Source organism: Mycobacterium sp. IDUB_3 (genome assembly GCF_055419585.1).
On record NZ_JBVAXZ010000001.1, the window covers coordinates 991,189 to 1,014,986 of the forward strand.

The window sequence follows — 23,798 nt, forward strand, 5'->3', positions numbered from 1 at the left end:
TTTGGATTGCTGCTTCGCCTTCCGCAAGAGCTGATCGACCCGCCCCGACCCACGAGCGATCGAGGAGTCAAAAAGATGGCCTTCTCCGTCCAGATGCCGGCACTCGGTGAGAGCGTCACCGAGGGGACGGTCACCCGCTGGCTCAAACAGGAAGGCGACACGGTCGAACTCGACGAACCGCTCGTCGAGGTGTCCACCGACAAGGTCGATACCGAAATTCCGTCGCCGGCCGCCGGTGTGCTGACCAAGATCGTCGCCCAGGAGGACGACACCGTCGAGGTCGGCGGCGAGCTGGCCGTCATCGGCGACGCCTCCGAGGGTGGCGGGGCAGGTGGCGACTCGCAGCCGGCCGCGCCTGCGCCGAGCCAGCCGGAGCCGCAGGCGCAGCCCCCGGCTCCCGAGCAGCCCGAGCCCGAACCGGAGCCGCAACCCCAGGCCCAGCCGCAGCCCGCGCCCGCGCCAGTCCAGCAGAGTTCCGGTGGCGGCGACGCGACCCCGGTGTTGATGCCCGAGCTCGGCGAGTCGGTGACCGAGGGCACCGTGACCCGCTGGCTCAAGCGGGTCGGCGACTCGGTGCAGGTCGACGACGCGCTGGTCGAGGTGTCCACCGACAAGGTCGACACCGAGATCCCGTCGCCGGTGGCCGGTGTCCTGATCAGCATCACCGCCGAGGAAGACGCCACCGTGCCGGTCGGCGGCGAGCTGGCGCGCATCGGCGCCGGATCCGAGGCCGCCGCGCCCGCGGCTCCCGCCGCTCCCCAACCCCCGCCCCCTCCCGCGCCCGAGCCCAAGCCGGAGCCGGCGCCCCAGCCCCAGCCCCAGGCGCAGCCCAAGCCCGAACCCACGCCGGCCCCCGCGCCGCAGCCCAAGCCCGCGCCGCAGCCGAAAGCCCAACCGGCGCAGGCCCAGCCGGCCGGCCCGGCTGCCGACGGGGCGCCGTACGTGACGCCGCTGGTGCGAAAGCTGGCCGCCGAAAACAACATCGACCTGAACTCGATCACGGGCACCGGTGTGGGCGGGCGCATCCGCAAGCAAGACGTGCTAGCCGCCGCCGAGCAGAAGCAACAGGCCGCCAAGGCGCCCGCCGCCGCGCCGGCCCCCGCGGCCGCGGCCCCCAAGGCCGCCGCGGCGCCCTCCCCGGCTCCCGCACTGGCGCACCTGCGGGGCACCACCCAGAAGGCCAGCCGGATCCGTCAGATCACCGCGAACAAGACCCGCGAATCCCTTCAGGCCACAGCCCAACTCACCCAGACCCACGAGGTCGACATGACCAGGCTGGTCGGGTTGCGGGCCAGGGCCAAGGCGGCGTTCGCCGAGCGCGAGGGGGTGAACCTGACCTTCCTGCCGTTCATCGCCCGCGCGGTGATCGACGCGCTGAAGATCCATCCCAACGTCAACGCGAGCTACAACGAGGACACCAAGGAGATCACCTACTACGACGCCGAGCACCTCGGCTTCGCGGTCGACACCGAACAGGGCCTGCTCTCGCCCGTCGTGCACAACGCGGGCGACCTGTCCCTGGCCGGGCTGGCCAGGGCGATCGCCGACATCGCCGCGCGCGCCCGGTCGGGCAACCTGAAGCCCGACGAGCTGTCCGGCGGCACCTTTACCATCACCAACATCGGCAGCCAGGGTGCGCTGTTCGACACCCCGATCCTGGTTCCGCCGCAGGCCGCCATGCTGGGCACCGGCGCGATCGTCAAGCGGCCGCGGGTCGTGGTCGACGACAGCGGCAACGAATCGATCGGCGTCCGGTCGATCTGCTATCTCCCACTGACCTATGACCACCGGCTGATCGACGGCGCGGACGCCGGCCGCTTCCTGACCACCATCAAGCACCGGCTGGAAGAGGGAGCCTTCGAGGCCGACCTCGGCCTGTAAAGAAGGACATGCGAACGTGGCTCGCGCTGGTCAGAATTCCGTCATCGCGATTGCGGGTTCGTCCGGACTGATCGGCTCGGCCCTGGCCGCGGCGCTGCGCGCCGCCGATCACCGGGTGCTGCGCATCGTGCGCCGGGCCCCAGCGAACGCCGATGAGCTGCACTGGAATCCCGAGACCGGCGATCTCGATCCCGACACGCTCGTCGACGTCGACGCCGTCGTCAACCTGTGCGGCGTCAACATCGGCAAGCGGCGGTGGTCGGGCGCCTTCAAGCAGAGCTTGCGCGACAGTCGCATTGCCCCCACCGAAGTCCTCGCGCATGCGGTCGCCGACGCGGGTGTGGCGACCATGGTCAACGCCAGTGCGGTGGGCTTTTACGGCAACACCAAGGACCGCGTGGTCGATGAAAACGACCGTGCGGGAACGGGTTTCCTGGCCCGGCTGTGCGAGGACTGGGAAGCGGCCACGCTGCCCGCCCAGTACGGCGGCGTCCGGGTGGTGCTGGCCCGCACCGGGCTGGTGTTCTCCCCCGCCGGCGGCGCGTTGGGCCGGTTGCGACCGGTGTTCCGCGCCGGCCTCGGCGCCCGGCTGGGTGGCGGGCGGCAATACATGTCGTGGATCACGCTGGAAGACGAAGTGCGCGCGTTGTTGTTCGCGATTTTCGACCCCGAGCTGTCCGGCCCGGTGAACATGACGGGGCCCGCGCCGGTTACCAACGCCGAATTCACCACGGCCTTCGGGCGGGCGGTCAACCGGCCGACCCCGTTGATGATGCCCGGTTTCGCCCTCCGGGCCGCGCTGGGCGAGTTCGCCGACGAGGGCCTGCTGATGGGGCAGCGCGCCATCCCGTCCGCGCTCGAGCGCGCCGGTTTCGTCTTCCACCACAACACCGTTGGCGAGGCGCTCGCCTACGCCACGGCCCGGCGCGACCACGACTAGCGGCAATCGCCACGCGATCGCACAGACCGCGGCGTCGCCCGGCCGGCCCGAGCCGAGTACCGTCGCGAACGTGATCGATTCCATCCGGTCGAGCCAAGCCCTGATCGACGTCCGCCAGCTCGGCATCGTCGACTACCGCGTGGCCTGGCAGCAACAACGCGACCTGGCCGACGCCCGGGTGGCCGGTGGCAGCGACACGCTACTGCTGCTGGAGCACCCCGCGGTGTACACGGCGGGCCGGCGCACCGAGCCGCACGAACGGCCGGTCGACGGCACACCCGTCGTCGACACCGACCGCGGCGGCAAGATCACCTGGCATGGTCCCGGCCAGCTGGTCGGGTATCCGATCATCGGCCTGGTCGAACCGCTCGACGTGGTGAACTACGTGCGGCGGCTGGAAGAGGCGCTGCTCAAGGTCTGCGCCGACCTGGGTGTGGACGCGGTCCGGGTGCCGGGCCGGTCCGGGGTGTGGGTGCCGGGCACCGGCGGCCGCCCCGACCGCAAGGTCGCGGCGATCGGCGTCCGGGTGTCGCGGGCGACCACCCTGCACGGGTTCGCCCTCAACTGCGACTGCGACCTGGACGCCTTCGGCGCGATCGTGCCGTGCGGCATCAGTGACGCCGGCGTGACGTCGCTGTCGGCCGAGCTGCGCCGCCAGGTGTCGGTCGAGGACGTCCAGACTTCGGTCGGCGACGCCGTCTGCGACGCCCTGGACGGCGTGCTCCCGGTGCAGGATCACGCGGCCGCCGCCCGCGTAGCATCAGCGATGTGACTGTCGCACCGGAAGGACGCAAGCTGTTGCGCCTGGAAGTGCGCAACGCCGAAACCCCGATCGAGCGCAAACCGCCGTGGATCAGGGTGCGGGCCAAGATGGGCCCGGAGTACACCCAGCTCAAGAGCCTGGTCCGGCGCGAGGGGCTGCACACGGTCTGCGAAGAAGCCGGCTGCCCCAACATCTTCGAATGCTGGGAGGACCGCGAGGCCACCTTCCTGATCGGTGGCGACCAGTGCACCCGCCGCTGCGACTTCTGCCAGATCGACACGGGGAAGCCCGCCGAGCTGGATCGCGACGAGCCGCGACGGGTCGCCGACAGCGTGCGCACGATGGGACTGCGCTACGCCACGGTCACCGGGGTGGCCCGCGACGACCTGCCCGACGGCGGTGCGTGGCTGTACGCCGAGACCGTGCGCGCCATCAAGGAACTCAACCCGTCGACCGGCGTCGAGCTGTTGATCCCCGACTTCAACGGCAAGCCCACCCGGCTGGCCGAGGTGTTCGAGTCGCGCCCGGAAGTGTTGGCGCACAACGTCGAAACCGTGCCGCGCATCTTCAAACGGATCCGGCCCGCCTTCACCTACCAGCGCAGCCTCGACGTGCTGACCGCCGCGCGCGACTTCGGGCTCGTCACCAAGAGCAACCTCATCCTCGGCATGGGCGAGACCCCCGACGAGGTACGCACCGCCCTGGCCGACCTGCACGACGCCGGCTGCGACATCATCACCATCACCCAGTACCTGCGCCCCTCGGCGCGTCACCACCCCGTCGAGCGCTGGGTGAAGCCGGAGGAATTCGTCGAGTTCGCCCAGCATGCCGAACAGCTGGGCTTCGCCGGGGTGCTGGCCGGACCGCTGGTGCGCTCGTCCTATCGCGCGGGACGGCTCTACGAGCAGGCCGCCCGCAGCCGGCTCGATGATGCCGCGGCACGGTAGCGGCGCTCGGCCCGTCGCGACCCTACGTATTCTTTGACTATGGCTAAACCCCGCAATGCCGCCGAGAACAAGGCCGCCCGAGCGCAGGCGCAGGCCGCCCGCAAGGCCGCCGCGCGGGAGCGGCGCACCCAGTTGTGGCAGGCGTTCAACATTCAGCGCCGGGAGGACAAGCGCCTCCTGCCGTACATGATCGGCGCCTTCGTGCTGATCGTGGGCATATCGGTGGGGGTCGGTGTTTGGGCCGGCGGGCTGACGATGATCACCCTGATCCCGCTCAGCGTGGTGTTGGGCGGCCTGGTGGCCTTCATCGTGTTCGGCCGCCGCGCCCAGAAGTCGGTGTACCGCAAGGCCGAAGGCCAAACCGGCGCCGCCGCATGGGCTTTGGACAACCTGCGCGGCAAGTGGCGGGTGACCCCGGGGGTGGCTGCGACCGGCCACTTCGACGCCGTGCACCGGGTGATCGGCCGGCCCGGCGTGATCCTGGTCGGCGAGGGGGCGGCCACCCGGGTCCGACCGCTGCTGGCGCAGGAGAAGAAGCGCACCGCGCGCCTGATCGGCGACGTGCCGATCTACGACATCATCGTCGGCAACGGCGAGGACGAGGTGTCCCTGGCCAAGCTGGAGCGTCACCTCACCCGGCTGCCGGCCAACATCACCGTCAAGCAGATGGACACCCTGGAGTCGCGGCTGGCCGCGCTGGGATCGCGGGCCGGAGCCGCCGTCATGCCCAAGGGGCCGCTGCCCAACTCGGGCAAGATGCGCGGTGTGCAGCGCACCGTGCGCCGCAAGTAGTCGCCTTCACCGCGTCGCCGCGATCGATTCAGCGGCGGACCACGGCCGTCGCGGTCAGGCGATCCTGCATCCCGCGGCCGTCGAAGTCGGTGAACAACGCCGGCACCACCGTCCCGACCAGCACGCCACGCACCACCGCCCGGCCCAGGCCGACCAGCCCGCGGCCGTCCACCGTCACCACCTGCAGGCGTAGCGCCAGCTGGCCGGGCGTGAACCCGAACAGTCGCAAAAACACCACGCCCAGCACGAACCAGATCACCAGGACCGCGGTGGCCAGCGCCGGCTGGGACCACCAACCGAAGCGCATGGCCAGCGCGGCCAGGCCGTACGAGATCAGCCAGTCGATCATCAGCGCGCCCAGCCGGCGCCCCATCGGCGCCAGCGACCCCGGCCCGCTCTGCGGAAATCCGAGCTTCTCCCCGGGATATGCGGATCGTGATTCCGCCATCATCGGCGCGGACCGCGATCCGAATAACCGGCCGGCACGGCCTGGTAAGGAGGGCAGACGGTGCGGGCGGCCACCGGAAAAGATACGATCTTGCGATCCATGGCCCCACAATAGAACCCGCCGCCGACGCGGCCACTTTTTGCGTGTGGCATGGTCACTTAACGTGTGCGCAACATCGGGTTGACTGACGGGCAACATCTGCTCCCTAGCGTCAGGCCGCGGATCTCACCAAGTAAAGGAGCATTCTGTGACGGAAACGACGCCCGACGACGTCTTCAAACTCGCCAAGGACGAAAACGTCGAATTTGTCGACGTCCGGTTCTGTGACCTGCCCGGCATCATGCAGCACTTCACAATCCCGATTTCGTTCTTCGACGAGAGCGTTTTTGAGGACGGCCTGGCTTTCGACGGCTCGTCGATTCGCGGATTCCAGTCCATTCACGAATCCGACATGTTGCTGCTCCCCGATCCCGCGACCGCGCAGATCGACCTGTTCCGCGAAGCCAAGACGCTGAATCTGAACTTCTTCGTGCACGACCCCTTCACCCTCGAGCCCTACTCGCGCGACCCGCGCAACATCGCCCGTAAGGCCGAGAACTACCTGATCAGCACCGGCGTGGCCGACACCGCCTACTTCGGCGCCGAGGCCGAGTTCTACATCTTCGACTCGATCAGCTTCGACTCGCGTACCAACGGCTCGTTCTACGAGATCGACGCAATCTCGGGCTGGTGGAACACCGGCTCGCCCAACGAGCTCGACGGCAGCCCGAACCGCGGCTACAAGGTGCGCCCCAAGGGCGGTTACTTCCCGGTCGCCCCCGTCGACCACTACGTCGACCTGCGCGACAAGATGCTGACCAACCTGATCACGGCCGGCTTCAGCCTGGAGAAGGGCCACCACGAGGTGGGCACCGGCGGCCAGGCCGAGATCAACTACAAGTTCAACACTCTGCTGCACGCGGCCGACGACATGATGCTCTACAAGTACATCGTCAAGAACACGGCGTGGGCCAACGGCAAGACCGTCACGTTCATGCCCAAGCCACTGTTCGGTGACAACGGCTCCGGCATGCACACCCACCAGTCGCTGTGGAAGGACGGCACCCCGCTGATGTACGACGAGACCGGTTACGCCGGCCTGTCGGATACCGCCCGCCACTACATCGGCGGCCTGCTGCACCACGCGCCGTCGCTGCTGGCGTTCACCAACCCGACGGTGAACTCCTACAAGCGTCTGGTGCCGGGCTACGAGGCGCCGATCAACCTGGTCTACAGCCAGCGCAACCGCTCGGCGTGTGTGCGTATCCCGATCACCGGCAGCAACCCGAAGGCCAAGCGGCTCGAGTTCCGTTGCCCCGACTCGTCGGGCAACCCGTACCTGGCGTTCTCGGCCATGCTGATGGCCGGCCTGGACGGCATCAAGAACAAGATCGAGCCGCAGGCCCCGGTCGACAAGGACCTCTACGAGCTGCCGCCCGAAGAGGCCGCCAACATCCCGCAGGCGCCCACGCAGCTGTCCGCGGTGATCGACCGGCTGGAAGAAGACCACGAATACCTCACCGAGGGCGGCGTTTTCACGCCCGACCTCATCGAGACGTGGATCAACTTCAAGCGCGAGAACGAGATCCTGCCGGTTCAGATCCGGCCGCACCCTTACGAATTCGCGCTGTACTACGACGTCTGAGTCGGAGTGACGAAACCACCCGCGTGGAGATTGCCGCGCGGGTGGTTTCGCATTTTGCCGCCTCGGCTGTTATCCGCGGCGCGCGCAGTCCTTGTCGGCGGGCGCCGACGGCCACGCGCAGGCGTCGATGTCCGTCGTGCCGCCGAAGCCCCCTCCGGTGAAGACCCCGAAAGCGTTGCCATTTCTGGCGGTATACGTGGCCCCGCCGCCGCCCGGTCCACCGCGGGGGCTGTCGACGATCAGCGTCCAGTTCGTGTTCAACAGCGCGGTCTTGTAGGCACTCATCACGTCGGTCCCAGACCCGTTGACGAAGAAGTGCGAACGGATGCCGCCGTCATGAATGGGATCGGGGCCGTCGGTTCTGTTCGTGGTCGCCGGCGTCGGGATCAGCGACCGCAGATACGCGACGGCGACGGCGCTGGTGGCCTGCGACGCGATGGTCGTGACCGGGTCGGTGTGGTTGCCGCGCGTGGTCGTCGAGATGCCCACATATGGTGAACCACCGCACGCCGCCGTCAGCACTGCGACGGCCGCGGCCGCAACACAACTAGCGGGGCGCATCTGGACTCCGTTCGGGGCAAGGGTTCCCGAAACATAAGCGATGGCGAGTCACGCCAGCGTGCCTTCGCGACCGGTTAGGTGGCCCGCGGCGCCGAATTAGGTGTCGTCTAGCCGTCGAGCGCGAGGTCCTTGCGGAAGCGCTGCATGCCGTCGACCTTGTCGTCCAGGCTGGCATCGGGCCCGCCGTAGAACATCCACGGCATGGTGATGATGCCGGTGACGCCGGCGTCCTCGACGCGTTGGTAGTCGGCGGTGGTGAACGCGTCGGTCAGCGGTGTCAGAATGGTGAAATCGTCCATCGTCAAACCGTTTTCGGCGCGCATCTCGCGCAGCCGCCCGACCGCCTCGATGGCCCGCTCGGACTTGATCAGATCCCCGATCCAGCCGTCGTTGCGGGCGGCACGGCGCAGCGCGATGTCGGACAGGCCACCGACATACACCGGTATCGGTGGCGGAGTGGGTTGCATCTCCAGGCGCGGCGCTTGGTAGAACTGGCCGTCGAACTCGGTCCAGCCCGGCGACCACAGCGCCCGCATCAAGTCGATCATTTCGTCGGTGCGCTTGCCGCGGGCCTCGAATTGCTCACCCATCAAAGCGAATTCCTCGCGGCACCAGCCCACGCCGATGCCCAGCTCCACCCGGCCGGACGCCAGAACCGCGGCGGTGCCGATCGCTTTGGCCGCCGAGTACGGATTGCGCATCGCGGGGATGTAGACGGTGTTGACGAACCGCAGCCGCGTGGTGACCTGGGCCAGCGCGCCGACGAGAACCCAGGGGTCGGGCCAGTCGGTGAAGGGCTGCCAGCGCCGTTCCCCATCTTTGGTGTACGGGTACGGGGTGTCCAGGGTCTCCAGATTGACGACATGGTCGGGGATGCCGATCCCGTCGTAGCCCAGTTCGTCGGCCGCCTTGGCGAGCTCGATGATCTCGCGGGTGTTCAGGAAGGCGCTGCTGATGTAGAACTTCACTGCGCCTCCTGCGCCCAGGCCGGCTCGATGAAGACGCCGTCGGCCTCGACGGTGACGCCGTCGGCATCCGAAATGGTGCCGCGCGCAAAGACTTTGCGGCCCTCCTTGCCGTCGACCCAGGCTTCGCAGCGGAGCGGGCCCAGCGGGGTGCCGCGCAGATATTTCACGGTGATGGTGCCGGTGAAGCGCGCCTTGGACAGCCCCTCGCTGGCCGCCTCGCCGAGCATGTGGTCAAGCACCAGGGCGCTGACGCCGCCGTGCACCAGCTTGGGCGGGCCCTCGTAGGCCGCGCCGAGGACGAACTCGCTCCAGCAGCGCCCGTCGCCCTCGTGGTGCACGACGATCGGCGGGGCGATGGGGTTGCACACGCCGATCGCGGCGTTGCCCAGCGGCAGCGGGCGGCCGTTGACGCGGTAGCTCACCCCGAGCGGGCGGGTGCGTTGCCGCAACGACGCGGTGACGGCCTCGATCGCCCTCTTGGCCTCGGCGACGACGCCATCGTCGGCCTCGGTCCGGATGGTAGCGTCGACGAGCTCGCGGACCGCATCGGCCAACGGAGCATACAGCGCGGTCACGCGATCGGCCTCCGCCGCGCTGAGCACCTCGAATATGGCGTCCAACGCGCCGGCCTCCTGACTCAACTTCCAAACACCTTGCGCACCACCGCTTTTGCGCGCCGCGTCACCCGTAAATAGTTGTCCAGGAACTCGCCGCCCTCGTCGGTCGGCCAGCCCGCGGCCACGGCGACCGCGTTCAGCTGGCGTCCGGGACCCGGCAGCTGGTCGGTCGGCTTACCACGGACCAGCACCAGCGCGTTGCGGGCCCGGGTCGCGGTCAGCCAGGCCTGCCGCAGCAGATCCACCTCGTCCGCCGGAACCAGGTCGGCCGCGGCAATCGCGTCCAGGCACTCCAGCGTCGACGTGGTGTGCAGCGCGGGTATCTCGTGTGCGTATCGCAGCTGCAGCAGCTGCACGGTCCATTCGATGTCGGACAGGCCCCCGCGGCCCAGCTTGGTGTGCGTGTTGGGATCGGCGCCGCGCGGCAGTCGCTCGGACTCCACCCGGGCCTTGATGCGGCGAATCTCGCGTATCGCGTCCGACGACATCGCGGCGGGTGGATAGCGAGTCTTGTCGGCCATCAGCAGGAACCGCTGCCCCAGCTCCGCGTCGCCGGCGACCGCGTGCGCGCGCAGCAGCGCCTGGATCTCCCACGGCTGCGCCCATTGCTCGTAGTAGGCGGCGTAGGAGGCCAGGGTGCGCACCAGTGGACCCTGGCGGCCCTCGGGCCGCAGGTTGGCGTCGACCTCCAGAGGCGGGTCGACGCTGGCAGTCCCCAGCAGCGTCCGGACCTGCTCGGCGAGCGTCGTTGCCCAGCGCACCGCCGCGGAATCCTCGACACCGGGCGCCGGCTCGCAGACGAACATCACGTCGGCGTCGGATCCATAGCCCAACTCGGCGCCGCCCAGCCGGCCCATGCCGATGACCGCGATCGCCGCCGGTGCCTTCCCGTCCCCGGGCAGATTGGTCCGGATCATCGCGTCCAGCGCGGCCTGCAGCACCGCCACCCACACCGAGGTCAGGGCCTTACAGACGTCGGTGACCTCGAGCATGCCGAGCAGGTCGGCGGACGCGATGCGGGCCAGCTCGCGACGGCGCAGAGTGCGTGCCGCGGCGATCGCCCGGACCGGGTCGGAGTAGCGGCCGGCCGAGGCGACCAGCGCGCGGGCTACCGCGGCGGGCTCGGTCCCGAGCAGCCGCGGGCCGGACGGGCTGTCGCCGTAGTCCTGAATCACCCGAGGCGCGCGCATCAGCAGGTCCGGCACGTAGGCCGACGTGCCCAGCACGTGCATCAGCCGGCGGGCCACCGCGGGCTTGTCGCGCAGCGTGGCCAGGTACCAGCTCTCCCCGGACAGCGCCTCGGACAGCCGCCGGTAGGCCAGCAGGCCGCCGTCGGGGTCCGGCGTGTACGACATCCAGTTCAGCAGCCTGGGCAACAGCACCGACTGCACGCGGCCGCGCCGGCCGCTCAGGTTGACCAGGGCCGACATGTGCTTCAGCGCGGTCTGCGGACCCTCATAGCCCAGCGCCGCCAGCTGGCGCTCGGCGGCTTCGGAGGTCATGCCGCGGGCGATCTCCAGCCCGGGCGGCCCGATCGATTCCAGCAGCGGCTGATAGAAGAGCTTGGCGTGCAGCTGGGACACCCGCAGGTTCTGGTGCCGCAACTCCTCGCGCAACACCCCGGCCGCGTCATGGCGCCCGTCCGGCCGGATGTGGGCGGCCCGCGCCAGCCACCGCACCGCCTCCTCGTCGTCGGCCTCGGGCAGCAGGTGGGTGCGCTTGAGCCGCTGCAGCTGCAACCGGTGCTCGAGCAGCCGCAGGAACTCGTAGGAGGCGGTCAGGTTGGCCGCGTCCTCACGGCCGATGTAGCCGCCCTGGCCCAGCGCGGCCAGCGCGGCCACCGTCGACGCCACGTGCAGCGAGTCATCGCCGCGGCCGTGCACCAGCTGCAGGAGTTGCACGGCGAATTCCACGTCGCGCAATCCGCCGCTGCCGAGCTTGATCTCGCGGCCGCGGACGTCGGCGGGCACCAGCTTCTCGACCCGGCGGCGCATCGCCTGCACCTCGACCACGAAATCCTCACGCTCGCAGGCGACCCAGACCATCGGCATCAGCGCTTCCAGGTAGCGCTGCCCGAGCTCCGCGTCGCCCACCGCCGCACGGGCTTTCAGCAGCGCCTGGAACTCCCACGTCTTCGCCCAGCGCTGGTAGTAGGCGACGTGCGACTCGACTGTGCGCACCAGTTCACCGCTGCGCCCCTCCGGCCGCAACCCCGCATCGACCTGAAAGAAGGCCTCGGAGGCCAGCCGCATCATCTCGCCGGCCACTCGGGTGGTGAGCGGGTCGGCCTGCTCGCCGACGAAGATGACGTCGACGTCGCTGACGTAGTTCAGTTCGCGCGCACCGCATTTGCCCATCGCGATGACCGCTAGCCGTGGCGGGGTCTTGCCGCCGCACACGCTGTTCTCGGCCACCCGCAGGGCGGCGGCCAGCGCGGCGTCCGCCAGGTCCGACAGATGGGCCGCCACCACGGTGAACGGAACCACCGGTTCGTCCTCGACCGTCGCGGCCAGGTCCAGCGCGGCTAGCACCAGCAGCCGGTCGCGGTACAGCGTGCGAAGGCGCACCATCGCCGAACCCGGCGCCGCCAGCGCCTCGTCGACGCATTCGGTGAATATGTCGCACAGCCGGTCGTGGGTGGGCAGTGTGACGTTGCCGCGCAAGAGTTTCCAGGACTCCGGCTGGGCGATCAGGTGATCGCCCAGGGCCAGCGACGAGCCGAGCACGCCGAACAGCCGGCCGCGCAGCGGACGTTCGGTCAGCAGGGCCGCGTTGAGCTGATCCCATCCGGCGTCGGGATTCTCCGACAGCCGGACCAGGGCGAGCAATGCGGCGTCGGGATCCGCCGCGCGCGACAGCGACCAGAGCAGGTCCACGTGGGCCTGGTCGTCGTGGTCGTACCAACCCAGCTGCGCCATGCGTTCGGCCGCTTGCGGATCGACCAATCCGAGCCGGCCGACGCTGGGCAGCCTGGGGCGCTGCGTCGCGGGTTTGGTCACGCCCACGACCGTAGCGCAAGCCGACGGCGTTCAACCTGATCGGCGCTCGATCCGGGTTAGAGCGACAGGTAGGTGCTCAGCTCGTACGGGGTGACGTGGCTGCGGTAGTTGGCCCACTCCGTGCGCTTGTTGCGCAGGAAGAAGTCAAAGACGTGCTCCCCCAAGGTTTCCGCAACCAACTCGGAGGATTCCATGGCGCGCAGCGCGCTGTCCAGGCTCGTCGGCAGCTCGCGGTATCCCATCGCGATGCGTTCCTCGGCGGTCAGGTCCCACACGTTGTCCTCGGCCTGGGGCCCCAGCACGTAGCCCTTTTCCACCCCGCGCAGCCCGGCGGCCAGCAGCACCGCGAATGTCAGGTACGGGTTGCACGCCGAGTCGGGGCTGCGGACCTCGACGCGCCGCGACGATGTCTTGTGCGGCGTGTACATGGGCACTCGCACCAGGGCGGAGCGGTTGGCCGCACCCCACGACGCGGCGGTGGGCGCCTCGCCGCCGCCGACCAGTCGCTTGTAGGAGTTGACCCATTGGTTGGTGACTGCGCTGATCTCCGAGGCGTGCTCGAGGATCCCGGCGATGAAGGACTTGCCCACGTCGGATAGCTGCAGCGGGTCGTCGGGGCTGTGGAACGCGTTGACGTCGCCCTCGAACAGGCTCATGTGGGTGTGCATCGCAGAGCCGGGGTGCTGCCCGAACGGCTTGGGCATGAAGGTCGCACGAGCGCCGTTCTCGATCGCGACCTCCTTGATGACGTAGCGGAACGTCATCACGTTGTCGGCCATCGACAGCGCGTCGGCGAAGCGCAGGTCGATCTCCTGCTGGCCGGGCGCGCCCTCGTGATGGCTGAACTCCACCGAGATGCCCATGAATTCCAGGGCTTCGATCGCGTGGCGGCGGAAGTTGGAGGCGGAGTCGTGGACGGCCTGGTCGAAGTAGCCGGCGTTGTCGACGGGGAGCGGCGGCGTGCCGTCGTCGGGGCCCGGCTTGAGCAGGAAGAATTCGATCTCGGGGTGCACGTAGCAGGAGAAACCCAGGTCGTTGGCCTTCTGCAGCTGGCGGCGCAGCACGTGCCGCGGGTCCGCCCAGGACGGCGATCCGTCCGGCATGGTGATGTCGCAGAACATCCGCGCCGAGTGGTGGTGGCCGTTGGGCGAGGCCCACGGCAGCACCTGGAAGGTGGACGGGTCAGGGTTGGCCACGGTGTCGGATTCCGAGACCCGCGAGAAGCCCTCGATGGAGGAGCCGTCGAAGCCGATGCCCTCCTCGAAGGCGCCCTCGAGCTCGGCCGGGGCGATGGCGACCGACTTGAGGAAACCGAGCACGTCGGTGAACCACAGCCGAACGAAGCGGATGTCTCGTTCCTCGAGGGTGCGGAGGACGAATTCCTTCTGTCGATCCATAACTCGAACAGTATGCAACTGCTGTTAATTCTGTGTTACTGATGCCCGCTCAGAACCATTGCCGACGTTGCGGGCGGAACGCCGTGTGCTGGCGGCGCGCACGAAGGGAGTCGGCGTTACGGCAGCTCGCCTTGATGGTTTGGGCAATAGACGTCCACCGATGCGGTGACGAATTTGACTGCGGTGCGCGTGACGCGGTCGGCCACGATGCGCAGGGACGGATTTTCCCTGTATGCCGTGTTCACCTCCTCATCCACGGCGGCCTGGACCGAGGAGCCGCGATCGAGTTCGCCACAGATCTCACGGGCCCGGTAGACGAGCCCCGGCACGTTATCGGTGGCCGGAATCTGTTGCTGCGCGAGCAACGCCACGAACTGCGCGTCCTGATTCGGGTCGGCCCCCGCGCCGCCGGCGCAGCTGACTGCGGCGGCAAGCAGCACCGAGGTGTGGACCAGAGCGTCTGCGAGGCGAGCGATTTGGATGCGCACGGCGAAATTTTCGTTTCTTCGTGTTACCGGCTCGGCAGATCTCATCTAATGGATACCGAGTGGTAACAGTGGAGGTGGCTGGCGCCTGCAATGATCGACATCGTAACCGGTTGGCATCGTGAATCACCACAGCGCTTTCGCGCGAACCCGCAGCTGAGCGGCGTGGCGCGACGGCTTCATCGGCGTATGACCGCATCCGGCCGCTGCGCGAGCGCGCCCGTTCAGACGGCGGCCGCGAGCAGGCGGCCGACACCCGCTGCGTATGCGGTGATCGCCGCGTTGATAAGCACGGCCCCGGCCGTGGTCGGCGCCGCGCAGTGGCCGGTGACTCGGGCATCCGGTGCACCAGACATGGCGCTCACCGCGCTGAGCACGCCGGCTCCGGTGGGCGAGCTCACGCCCGATCCGCCGCAGATCCCGCCACCGCCGACGGTAAAGCCGCTCGAACCACCCGTCCCGGCCCCGCAACCCCGGGCCGAGCAGCCGCTGTCCCCGCCGCGACAACAGCAAGGCCCCGCACCGCAGGACGGGCCGCCGCCCGCGCCGCCGCCTCCGCCCCAGCCTCCACCGCCGCCCCCACCGAGGGGCCATGTCCAGCTATCACCGTGAGCGAAAAGCGGTGAGCCAAAAGCCCTGACGTGCTCGCTCCGACCGGCAGGGCGGGGCGGCCCACTGGTCAGGCCTGGCAGCGGTAGGACGCCGGCGGCGTGCCAGCGACCAGATACCGCACCACGACGGTGTCCACGCATTGGTTGCCGTTGAACACCGCGGTGTGCTGCGTCCCGTCGTAGGTGATCAGCGGACCGCCGAGCTGGTGGGCCAGGTTCACCCCGGCCTGATACGGCGTGGCCGGGTCGTGCGTGGTCGACACGACGATGACCTTGCCTGCGGCCTGGGGCGGCGCGGCGTGCGGCGCCGACGTGGCGGGCACCGGCCACAGCGCGCACAAATCGCGCGGAGCATTTCCGGTGAACTGCCCGTAACTGAGGAACGGCGCGGCCTGCCGGATGCGCTGATCGGCACTCACCCAGCTGGCCTGGTCCGTCGGATTCGGCGCGTCGACGCAGCGGATCGCGTTGAACGCATCCTGGTCGTTGGCGTAGTGCCCGTTCTTGTCGCGCCCGTCGTAGTCGTCGGCGAGCAACAGCAGGTCGCCGGCGTCGGTGCCGCGCGCCAGGCCGAGCAGGCCGCTGGTCAGGTATTTCCAGTGCGCCGGCGTGTAGAGCGCATTGATGGTGCCGGTGGTCGCATCGGCGTAGCTCAGGCCGCGCGGGTCCGCGGTGCGGCCCGGCTTGGTCGCCAGCGGGTTGACCAGCGCGTGGTACCGGTTGACGAATTGGGTCGGGTCGGTGCCCAGCGGGCAGCCCGCCGAGCGGGCGCAGTCCGTGGCGTAGTCGTTGAAAGCGGTTTGGAATCCCGCCATTTGGTTGACGTTCTCGTCGATCGGCCCGACGGTCGGGTCGATCGCGCCGTCGAGCACCATCGCGCGCACGTGGTTACCGAACTTCTCCAGGTAGGCGGTGCCCAGCTCGGTACCGTAGCTGTACCCCAGGTAGTTGATCTGGTCGTCGCCCAGCGCCTGACGGACGGCGTCCATGTCGCGGGCGACCGATGCGGTGCCGGTGTTGGCCAGGAACGCCGTGCCCATCCGACTGACACACTGCTGGGCCAGCTGCCGGTAGAGCTGCTCGATATGCGCTACCCCGCCCGGGCTGTAGTCGACCATCGGCTCACGCCGGTACGCGTCGAACTCGGCGTCGGTGCGGCAGCGCAGCGCAGGTGTCGAGTGACCGACTCCCCTGGGGTCGAAGCCGACCAGATCGAAGTTGCGCCGGACCGGAGAGTCCTCCAGGTTCGACGCCATCGCGGCCACCATGTCGACCGCCGAACCGCCCGGACCGCCGGGATTGACCAGAAGGGATCCGATCCGTTGACCCGACGCGGGAATCCGGATCACCGCCAGCTTGGCCTGCCCGGCGCCGGGGTTGCCGTAGTCGATCGGCACCGACACGGTGGTGCACTGTGCGGTGGGGATATCGCTTGTGTCATCGACGAATTGGCCGCAGCTTCCCCATCCCTGCGGCACCGCGGCCGACGGTGGATTCGGGCCCGGGGTCTGCCCGGCGCCGGGTTCGGGCGTGGCGACGGCCGTGGGCGGCGCGACGACGCAGGGTCCACTGAACAGCAGCCCGAATGAAAACAGCGCCGAGCTCAGGGATCTCAGGCGCGACATGGCTGTCATCGTTGCAGCCCCGGGTTCCCGTGACAGCGCGAAACGGTTACGCCTTGGTCTCGGCTACCGCCCTCGCCGAGCGTGCAAGCACGGCGAAGAATCGACGAAAATCTCGCCGTGAGTGCACGTTCGGCGTCAGCGGGGGGTCAGCACTTGGCGCCGTCGGGCGGGATGGACCCGCTCACCAGATACGCCGTGATGTAGTTGTCGATGCAGCCGTCGCCTTGGAAGACCACGGTGTGCTGGGTGCCGTCGTAGGTGAGCAGCGAGCTGCGCAGCTCGTTGGCCAGATCCACGCCGGCCTTATACGGGGTGGCCGGGTCGTGGGTCGTCGACACCACCACCGTGGGAGCCAGCCCCGGCGCGGAAATGGTGTGCGGCTTGCTCGTTGGCGGCACCGGCCAGAACGCGCAGGTGCCCAGCGGCGCGTTGCCGGTGAATTGGCCGTAGCTCATGAACGGCGCGACCTCGCGGGAGCGCCGGTCCTCGTCAACCACCTTGGCGCGGTCGGTGATCGGCGGCTGGTCCACGCAGTTGACCGCCACCCGCGCGTCGGTGGCGTTGCTGTAGTGGCCGTGCGAGTCGCGGCGCATGTACATGTCGGCCAGCGCGAGCAGGGTGTCGCCGTGGTGGTCGACGAGTTCGGACAGGCCGTCGGTCAGGTGATGCCACAGGTTCGGCGAGTACAGCGCCATGATGGTCCCGATGATCGCGTCGGAGTAGCCCAGTCCGCGTGGGTCGTTCGTCGGGACCGGATGGCTGACCATGGGGTTGTTCGGGTCGACCATCGGGTCGATCAGGCTGTGGTAGACATCCACCGCCTTGGCCGGGTCGGTGCCCAGCGGGCAGGTCGGCTGCTTGGCGCATTCGGCGGCGTAGTCGTTGAACGCGTCCTGGAAGCCCTTGGCCTGACGAAGGTCGGCTTCGATCTGATCGGCGTTGGGGTCGACGGCGCCGTCGAGGATCATCGCCCGCACGTTGTGCGGAAAGGCCTCGGCGTACGCCGAGCCGATCCGGGTGCCGTAGGAGTAGCCGAGGTAGGTGAGCTTCTCGTCGCCGAGCGCCGCGCGGATGGCGTCGAGATCCCGTGCGACGTTGACGGTCCCGACGTTGGCCAGGAAGTCCTTGCCCATCTTGTCGATGCAGCGGCCGACGAACTGCTTGGTTTCGTCCTCCATGTGGGCAACGCCGGCCGGGCTGTAGTCGACGTTGGGCTCCGTGCGCAGCCGGTCGTTGTCGGCGTCGGAGTTACACCAGACCGCCGGGCGCGAGGCCCCCACCCCGCGGGGGTCGAAGCCGACGAGGTCGAATCGTTCGCGCACCTTCTTGGGCAATGACTGAACGACCCCGAGCGCGGCCTCGATGCCGGACTCCCCCGGCCCGCCGGGGTTGATCACCAGCGAGCCGACCTTGTCCCCGGTCGCGGGAAACCGAATCATGGCCAACGTCGCCACGTCGCCGTCGAGGTGGTCGTAGTCGACCGGCACCGCCAGTTTGCCGCACAATGCGCCGGCCGGGAGTTTGACCTTCGGGTTCGCGGCCCGGCAGGGCGTCCACTCCACCGCCTGGCCCAGCTTCGGCCCGGACATGACGGCGCGTCCCACCACGACCCGGACGCATCCCGCCAGCAGTAGCGCGACGGCAGCCATCGACGTCCAGATCAGCAGCGTGCGCGCGATCTTGGCGCGGCGAGACAGGCCCATGCCAACCTATGCTGCCAGAGGAAACCTGAGATCATGATTAGCGGCACCGCCGCCGAAGCTACCGCGCGTGCGCGAGCAGCTCCTCGTCCCCACCGCGAACTCGTCGGCCATCTCCCTGAGTTCGGCCGCAGATCCGGGCAGCCGACAAGCCCGATGGCGAGTTTGCCCCGTAGCGACATCGCGGTGATGTTGAGGGCGTAGATCGGCATCGCGATGCCGAAAACCGCCGGGGCGGCCGAATTGCGACCAATCCTGCGGCAGCGACGCGCCGATACCTGATTGCGGCCGGGCCGGTCGGATTCGCCGTGCACCGAAACCGGGACGGACGCCACCAGCGACGAATCCGGCAATTCATTTCTTTGACGCCGAAATGGTTCTTCACCGCTTTGATGTCGTCGGGATCCAATTCGGCATAAGCGATGTGCCATGGCGAGGCCTTCGCGCGCCCGTGCACCGTGGCGAGCACCGACGAGACGGTGTCGGGCACCACGTTGGCCAGGTGCAGCGCATGGTGTGTCTCACACCACCGCGGCGGTGCAACCGCGCAAAAGAAATGGCAGAATGGCACCCGTCCGACGAACCCGGGGACCCGTAGTGGCCACGAGGATCGAACCGACCACCACTAGGGACAATGATGTCTGAGCACAACGTTTACGGTGCCAACTCGCCCGCGCAGCCCGAAAAGCCGCGGACCAAAATTCGCACCCACCACCTGCAGAAGATGAAGGCCGAAGGCCACAAGTGGGCCATGCTCACGGCCTACGACTATTCGACCGCCCGCATTTTCGACGAGGCCGGCATCCCCGTGCTGCTGGTCGGCGACTCGGCGGCCAACGTCGTCTACGGCTACGACACCACCGTGCCCGTCTCGATCGACGAGTTGATCCCGCTGGTGCGCGGCGTCGTGCGGGGTGCCCCGCACGCGCTCGTCGTCGCCGATCTGCCGTTCGGCAGCTACGAGGCCGGGCCCGCCGCCGCGCTGGCCGCCGCCATCCGGTTCATGAAGGAGGGCGGCGCGCATGCGGTCAAGCTCGAGGGCGGTGAGCGGGTGGCCGAGCAGATCGCCTGCCTGACCGCCGCCGGCATCCCGGTGATGGCGCACATCGGGTTCACCCCGCAGAGCGTCAACAGCCTGGGCGGCTTCCGGGTGCAGGGCCGCGGCGACGCGGCGGAGCAGACGGTGCACGACGCGATCGCCGTCGCCGAGGCCGGCGCGTTCTCCGTCGTCATGGAGATGGTGCCGGCCGAACTGGCCACCCAGATCACCGGCAAGCTGACCATCCCGACCGTCGGCATCGGCGCCGGACCCAACTGCGACGGCCAGGTGCTGGTTTGGCAGGACATGGCCGGGATGAGCAGCGGCAAGGCCGCCCGCTTCGTCAAGCGGTTCGCGGACATCGGCGGGGAATTGCGCCGGGCCGCAACGCAATATGCGCAAGAGGTGGCGGGCGGCGTCTTTCCCGCCGATGAGCACTGCTTCTGATTCACCCCTCGCGGAGCCGCGCCGCTGTTTTGCGCACTCAGGTCGCCGGTCTGAGGCTCGGGCCTGGTCGACGCGTTAAACCCGTCAGCATGAAACCGCTGAAAAGCGTTGCGGTACAGGAATGTACGATGGTTCGCAGAGACGATCTGAACTCTGACGAGCAGGGGTGGACCACATCGACCGCGGAAATCGCGGTGCCTTCGTGCACCGTAGAACGGTGTTGGCATTGTCGCTGTTAGCGGCGGGAGGCATGGCATTGGCCCAGACACCACGCGCGTCGGCAAGACCGCCCAACACCTCGCCGCAGGCAAGCCGGTGGTCGCCCGAACGGGCCAACCGCTGGTATCAGGCGCAGGGCTGGCCGGTCGGCGCGAACTACATCACCTCCAACGCCATCAATCAGCTGGAGATGTTCCAGCGCGAAACCTTCGACCCTCGGCGCATCGATACCGAGCTCGGCTGGGCGCGGACCAACGGGTTCAACGCGATACGAGTGTTCCTGCACGATCAGCTCTGGGCGCAGGACTACCGCGGGTTTCAGGGCCGGCTCGCCCAGTTCGTCGACATCGCCGCCCGCCACGGCATCAAACCGCTGTTCGTCTTGTTCGATTCCTGTTGGGACCCGTTCCCCCAGGCCGGTCCACAGCGCGCGCCGCGGCCGGGCATCCACAACTCCGGCTGGGTGCAGAGCCCGGGGGCGGCGCGCCTCGACGATCACGGCTACCTGCGCACCATGCGCGGCTACGTCACCGGGGTCCTGACGCAGTTCCGCAGCGACGACCGCATCCTGGGCTGGGACCTGTGGAACGAGCCGGACAACCCCGCCGACGCCTACGCCTCGGTCGAGCGCAAAGACAAGGTGGACCTGGTCGCCCGGCTGCTACCCCAGGTGTTCGAGTGGGCGCGGTTGGTCGATCCCTGCCAGCCGTTGACCAGTGGCGTCTGGCACGGCGAGTGGGCGGACCCGGGACGCCGCAGCGTCATCAGTGGCATCCAGCTCGACAACTCCGACGTCATCACGTTCCACTGCTACGCCGGACCGAAGGAGTTCGAGAGACGCATCGCCGAGCTCGTCGGCCTGGGCCGCCCGATCCTGTGCACCGAGTACATGGCCCGGCCGCTGGGCAGCACGGTGCAGGACATCCTGCCGATCGCGAAGCGTGCCGGCGTCGGCGCCTTCAACTGGGGATTTGTCGCCGGCAAGACGCAGACCTTCTTCCCCTGGGATTCCTGGGACCGGCCGAACCCGGACCCCGCGATGCCACAGGAATGGTTTCACGACCTGCTGGCCCCCGACGGCCGGCCATTCCGCGACACCGAGATTCAGACGGTCCTCGAGCTGAGCGACCTGGCGATGCACCTGCAACAGCCGCCACCACCACCGGCCGGCTGAGGGCGAGGGCGATCGGTCAGCGGCATCGGTTCTGGAAGTCGGTCAGCGGCTGGCGAATGCCCTCGAGGTCGGCGTGGGTCTGCGGGTTGGCGTCCATGTACTGCTTCAACTGCGCGCCCATGTCGTCGCGCGGCTGACCCTTCAAGCTGGTGAAGTACGCGTTGACGTCGGGATGGGTGAACAGATACGCCGACGTCGCCGCGGCCACGCCGGACGAGACCTGGGCAAGATCGGCCGCCGTGCAATTCGGTTGCGACGAGGGCGCCGGTTCCGGATCGTCCATCGGCCAGTCCGCGGCGGCCGAACCCGCGGTCGCGAAAAGGATTGCCACACTGACCGTGCCGGTCGCCATTGCGCCGGCAAGGATTCGGGCCGCCGGGCGAACAAAAGACTCCATGGAAACGCTCCTTCGTCTTCGCATCCGCAACCGCGGCCTCATCCGTACCGCAAACCATAAGGGGTTTTCTCGCCGCGCATGCGCTAATCACCGGCAAAGAAAATATGAGCCATTCTTCGATCTCGGCCCGTCGGTCGGGCTGCGGCGGCAGAATGCGTTACGGGTGGCAGGAAGGAGACCGCAGATGATTCGGCGCCGCTGGTTTGCCGCAGTGCTGGTGTTCTCGGGCTTGGCCGCAACTCCCGCAATTGTGATTGCCGCGCATTCCGCGGGCCGGGCGGAGGCGACCGTGTGTGTGGGCGCGGGCCGGCGCATCTCGGTCAGCGGCTGCACCAACATCGCCGACAACATCGAACGTTACGTCCCGCCGCCGGCCGCTTATGCGCCGCTGCCCGAGGACGACGCGCCGCCTCCTCCCCCGCCGCCGTAGGGGCGGCCGCGACGGGGCTTCACCCACCGGCCCCTCGTCGCTTCGGTATGGCAGGCTATGGGTGCTCATTTCCGATCCGATCTGTTCACGGCCGCGGTGACGCGCCCAACGCGCCCTCAATGGAGCCGAAGATGCCTGCAAAAGCGTCGCAACCCTCGCGTCATCTCGAGGTCGAGCGCAAGTTCGACGTTGTCGAATCCACCGTGTCACCATCGTTCGAGGGGATCGCCGCGGTTGCCCATGTCGAGAAGTCACCGGTGCAAACCCTGGACGCCACGTACTTCGATACGCCCATACACGATTTGGCGCGCAACAAGATAACCCTGCGCCGCCGTACCGGCGGCTCCGACGCGGGATGGCACCTGAAGCTGCCGTCCGGTCCCGACGCCCGCACCGAGGTCCGCCTACCGCTTGACGCATCGGGCGGAAGCGACTCCGTGCCCGACGAGTTGACGGACGTGGTGCTGGCGATCGTCCGCGACCGCCCGCTGCAGCCCGTCGCGCGCATCACCACCCGCCGCGAGAGCCAGGTGCTCTACGACGCCGCGGGCACCGCGCTGGCCGAGTTCAGCAACGACCACGTCACCGCGTGGTCGACGCGGGGGTCCGAGGACACCGACTCGCCGCCGACCGAACAGGAGTGGCGCGAGTGGGAATTGGAGCTCCTCGAGGCGAGTGGGCTCTCCAACGGGACGGCCGGCGTCGAGCTGTTGAACCGGTTGAGCAATCGGCTGCTGGACGCCGGGGCCGCGCCGGCGGGTCACGGGTCCAAGCTGGCGAGGGTGCTCGGCACGCCCTCCAACGGCGCTGCGCGGTCCGGGGATCCGCTGCAGCGCGCGATCGCCGAGCAGGTTCGCGAGCTGGTGGTGTGGGACCGTGCGGTGCGCGCCGACGCCTATGACTCCATCCACCAGATGCGGGTGACCACCCGCAAATTGCGCAGCCTGCTGCGCGACTACCAGGAGTCGTTCGGGTTGCCCGAGGAGGGGTGGGTCCTGGACGAGTTGCGTGAGCTCGCCGGAATTCTGGGCGTGGCGCGCGACGCCGAGGTGCTCGCCGAGCGATACGAGCGCGACTTGGACGGGCTCGCACCGGAATTGGTGCGCGGACCGGTGCGCGAACGTCTGGTCGGGGGCGCCCAGCGGCGCTACCAGACCGGGCTGCGGCGGTCATTGATCGCCATGCGCTCGCAGCGGTACTTCCGACTGCTGGACTCCCTCGACCTGATAGCGGCCGAAACCCCCGGCATGGCCACGGCCGAGGAACAGGCGCCGGTGACCATCGAGGCCGCCTACAAGAAGGTCCGCAAGGCCCAGAAGGCCGCCGCCCAAGTCGACCGCGAGCACCCCGACGATCAACACCAGCGCGACGAGGCGATCCATCGGATCCGCAAGCGCGCCAAGCGCCTTCGCTACACCGCCTCCGCTACCGGCGCCGCGAAGGTGTCCGAACAGGCCAAGGCGGTTCAGTCGCTGCTCGGTGATCACCAAGACAGCGTGGTCAGCCGCGAGCATCTGCGTCAGGAGGCCGAGATCGCGCACGCCGCGGGCGAGGACACCTTCACCTACGGGCTGCTGTATCAGCGCGAGGCCGACCTGGCCGACCGCTGCCGCGACGAACTCGACGACACCCTGCGCGAACTCGCCAAGGCGGTCCGCAAAGCGGGGCATTAGA

21 protein-coding genes and 1 pseudogene are annotated in these 23,798 nt (G+C 68.7%); 10 read left to right on the plus strand and 12 right to left on the minus strand.

Features of this window, described 5'->3' with window-relative positions:
* Positions 1–75: 75 nt before the first annotated feature.
* From sucB to ACZYVJ_RS04275, 5 genes are all read left to right on the plus strand, one after another.
* On the plus strand, positions 76–1,881 hold the full coding sequence (gene sucB / locus ACZYVJ_RS04255; protein WP_463829878.1) for a 2-oxoglutarate dehydrogenase, E2 component, dihydrolipoamide succinyltransferase: 1,806 nt from the start codon (positions 76–78) through the stop codon (positions 1,879–1,881).
* Positions 1,882–1,897: 16 nt separating this feature from the next.
* Entirely contained in the window at positions 1,898–2,821 is a 924-nt protein-coding gene (locus tag ACZYVJ_RS04260; protein ID WP_463829879.1) for a TIGR01777 family oxidoreductase, read from the plus strand.
* Between the two features lie 70 nt (positions 2,822–2,891).
* Positions 2,892–3,593: a lipoyl(octanoyl) transferase LipB gene (gene lipB, locus ACZYVJ_RS04265; protein WP_463829880.1), complete on the plus strand. Its 702-nt coding sequence runs from the start codon at positions 2,892–2,894 to the stop codon at positions 3,591–3,593.
* Positions 3,590–4,531, plus strand: coding sequence for a lipoyl synthase (gene lipA, locus ACZYVJ_RS04270; protein WP_463829881.1), 942 nt, complete (start codon positions 3,590–3,592; stop codon positions 4,529–4,531). Before lipB ends, lipA begins: the two co-directional genes overlap by 4 nt.
* Positions 4,532–4,570: 39 nt before the next feature.
* Entirely contained in the window at positions 4,571–5,323 is a 753-nt protein-coding gene (locus tag ACZYVJ_RS04275) for a DUF4191 domain-containing protein (protein ID WP_463829882.1), read from the plus strand.
* A gap of 28 nt (positions 5,324–5,351) precedes the next feature.
* Here the strand turns inward: ACZYVJ_RS04275 and ACZYVJ_RS04280 are convergent, their stop codons facing one another.
* Entirely contained in the window at positions 5,352–5,774 is a 423-nt protein-coding gene (locus ACZYVJ_RS04280) for an RDD family protein (protein ID WP_463829883.1), read from the minus strand.
* 244 nt (positions 5,775–6,018) lie between these two features.
* Between ACZYVJ_RS04280 and glnA (ACZYVJ_RS04285) the strand changes: the two genes are divergently transcribed.
* On the plus strand, positions 6,019–7,455 hold the full coding sequence (gene glnA, locus ACZYVJ_RS04285; RefSeq protein WP_463829884.1) for a type I glutamate--ammonia ligase: 1,437 nt from the start codon (positions 6,019–6,021) through the stop codon (positions 7,453–7,455).
* A gap of 69 nt (positions 7,456–7,524) precedes the next feature.
* Here glnA (ACZYVJ_RS04285) and ACZYVJ_RS04290 read toward each other — a convergent pair whose 3' ends face one another.
* The 10 genes and pseudogenes from ACZYVJ_RS04290 to ACZYVJ_RS04335 form a co-directional block, all read right to left on the minus strand.
* Positions 7,525–8,016: a hypothetical protein gene (locus ACZYVJ_RS04290; protein WP_463829885.1), complete on the minus strand. Its 492-nt coding sequence runs from the start codon at positions 8,014–8,016 to the stop codon at positions 7,525–7,527.
* A gap of 107 nt (positions 8,017–8,123) precedes the next feature.
* Positions 8,124–8,984, minus strand: a complete 861-nt coding sequence (locus ACZYVJ_RS04295; RefSeq protein WP_463829886.1) for a TIGR03619 family F420-dependent LLM class oxidoreductase — start codon at positions 8,982–8,984, stop codon at positions 8,124–8,126.
* Positions 8,981–9,625: a PaaI family thioesterase gene (locus ACZYVJ_RS04300; protein WP_463829887.1), complete on the minus strand. Its 645-nt coding sequence runs from the start codon at positions 9,623–9,625 to the stop codon at positions 8,981–8,983. The genes ACZYVJ_RS04295 and ACZYVJ_RS04300 overlap by 4 nt, the downstream gene beginning before the upstream one ends.
* A complete protein-coding gene (locus ACZYVJ_RS04305) occupies positions 9,622–12,606 on the minus strand; it encodes a bifunctional [glutamine synthetase] adenylyltransferase/[glutamine synthetase]-adenylyl-L-tyrosine phosphorylase (protein WP_463829888.1) in 2,985 nt (994 codons plus the stop codon). The genes ACZYVJ_RS04300 and ACZYVJ_RS04305 overlap by 4 nt, the downstream gene beginning before the upstream one ends.
* Positions 12,607–12,656: 50 nt before the next feature.
* A complete protein-coding gene (gene glnA / locus ACZYVJ_RS04310; RefSeq protein WP_463829889.1) occupies positions 12,657–13,997 on the minus strand; it encodes a type I glutamate--ammonia ligase in 1,341 nt (446 codons plus the stop codon).
* A 116-nt stretch (positions 13,998–14,113) separates the two neighbouring features.
* Complete coding sequence (locus ACZYVJ_RS04315; protein WP_463829890.1) at positions 14,114–14,485, minus strand: DUF732 domain-containing protein; 372 nt, start codon at positions 14,483–14,485, stop codon at positions 14,114–14,116.
* A gap of 221 nt (positions 14,486–14,706) precedes the next feature.
* Positions 14,707–14,883, minus strand: coding sequence for a hypothetical protein (locus ACZYVJ_RS04320; RefSeq protein WP_463829892.1), 177 nt, complete (start codon positions 14,881–14,883; stop codon positions 14,707–14,709).
* 278 nt (positions 14,884–15,161) lie between these two features.
* Positions 15,162–16,727 (minus strand): alpha/beta hydrolase, encoded by a 1,566-nt coding sequence (locus ACZYVJ_RS04325; RefSeq protein WP_463829893.1) that lies wholly within the window; start codon positions 16,725–16,727, stop codon positions 15,162–15,164.
* 137 nt (positions 16,728–16,864) lie between these two features.
* Positions 16,865–18,421 (minus strand): alpha/beta hydrolase, encoded by a 1,557-nt coding sequence (locus tag ACZYVJ_RS04330; protein ID WP_463829894.1) that lies wholly within the window; start codon positions 18,419–18,421, stop codon positions 16,865–16,867.
* 58 nt (positions 18,422–18,479) lie between these two features.
* Positions 18,480–18,926: pseudogene (locus ACZYVJ_RS04335) on the minus strand (WS/DGAT domain-containing protein); the annotation flags it as partial.
* A 129-nt stretch (positions 18,927–19,055) separates the two neighbouring features.
* Between ACZYVJ_RS04335 and panB the strand changes: the two are divergent.
* Positions 19,056–19,904 (plus strand): 3-methyl-2-oxobutanoate hydroxymethyltransferase, encoded by an 849-nt coding sequence (gene panB, locus ACZYVJ_RS04340; RefSeq protein ID WP_463829895.1) that lies wholly within the window; start codon positions 19,056–19,058, stop codon positions 19,902–19,904.
* Positions 19,905–20,106: 202 nt separating this feature from the next.
* Complete coding sequence (locus tag ACZYVJ_RS04345; protein WP_463832834.1) at positions 20,107–21,297, plus strand: glycoside hydrolase 5 family protein; 1,191 nt, start codon at positions 20,107–20,109, stop codon at positions 21,295–21,297.
* Positions 21,298–21,313: 16 nt separating this feature from the next.
* Here the strand turns inward: ACZYVJ_RS04345 and ACZYVJ_RS04350 are convergent, their stop codons facing one another.
* Complete coding sequence (locus ACZYVJ_RS04350) at positions 21,314–21,694, minus strand: heme-binding protein (RefSeq protein WP_463829896.1); 381 nt, start codon at positions 21,692–21,694, stop codon at positions 21,314–21,316.
* 184 nt (positions 21,695–21,878) lie between these two features.
* Here ACZYVJ_RS04350 and ACZYVJ_RS04355 point away from each other — a divergent pair, with 184 nt between their 5' ends.
* Positions 21,879–22,124: a hypothetical protein gene (locus ACZYVJ_RS04355; RefSeq protein ID WP_463829898.1), complete on the plus strand. Its 246-nt coding sequence runs from the start codon at positions 21,879–21,881 to the stop codon at positions 22,122–22,124.
* Positions 22,125–22,255: 131 nt separating this feature from the next.
* Positions 22,256–23,797, plus strand: coding sequence for a CYTH and CHAD domain-containing protein (locus ACZYVJ_RS04360; protein WP_463829900.1), 1,542 nt, complete (start codon positions 22,256–22,258; stop codon positions 23,795–23,797).
* The last annotated feature ends 1 nt before the right edge of the window (position 23,798 follow it).

What these genes read in the sequence shown, in the direction of transcription:
- ACZYVJ_RS04360 (WP_463829900.1), top strand. Translation starts at nt 22,256, where the DNA reads ATGCCTGCAAAAGCGTCGCAACCCTCGCGTCATCTCGAGGTCGAGCGC.
- glnA (WP_463829889.1), bottom strand. Translation starts at nt 13,997, where the DNA reads ATGGATCGACAGAAGGAATTCGTCCTCCGCACCCTCGAGGAACGAGAC.
- ACZYVJ_RS04275 (WP_463829882.1), top strand. Translation starts at nt 4,571, where the DNA reads ATGGCTAAACCCCGCAATGCCGCCGAGAACAAGGCCGCCCGAGCGCAG.
- ACZYVJ_RS04280 (WP_463829883.1), bottom strand. Translation starts at nt 5,774, where the DNA reads ATGATGGCGGAATCACGATCCGCATATCCCGGGGAGAAGCTCGGATTT.
- ACZYVJ_RS04325 (WP_463829893.1), bottom strand. Translation starts at nt 16,727, where the DNA reads ATGACAGCCATGTCGCGCCTGAGATCCCTGAGCTCGGCGCTGTTTTCA.
- ACZYVJ_RS04350 (WP_463829896.1), bottom strand. Translation starts at nt 21,694, where the DNA reads ATGGAGTCTTTTGTTCGCCCGGCGGCCCGAATCCTTGCCGGCGCAATG.
- ACZYVJ_RS04330 (WP_463829894.1), bottom strand. Translation starts at nt 18,421, where the DNA reads ATGGGCCTGTCTCGCCGCGCCAAGATCGCGCGCACGCTGCTGATCTGG.
- panB (WP_463829895.1), top strand. Translation starts at nt 19,056, where the DNA reads ATGTCTGAGCACAACGTTTACGGTGCCAACTCGCCCGCGCAGCCCGAA.
- sucB (WP_463829878.1), top strand. Translation starts at nt 76, where the DNA reads ATGGCCTTCTCCGTCCAGATGCCGGCACTCGGTGAGAGCGTCACCGAG.
- ACZYVJ_RS04355 (WP_463829898.1), top strand. Translation starts at nt 21,879, where the DNA reads ATGATTCGGCGCCGCTGGTTTGCCGCAGTGCTGGTGTTCTCGGGCTTG.
- ACZYVJ_RS04290 (WP_463829885.1), bottom strand. Translation starts at nt 8,016, where the DNA reads ATGCGCCCCGCTAGTTGTGTTGCGGCCGCGGCCGTCGCAGTGCTGACG.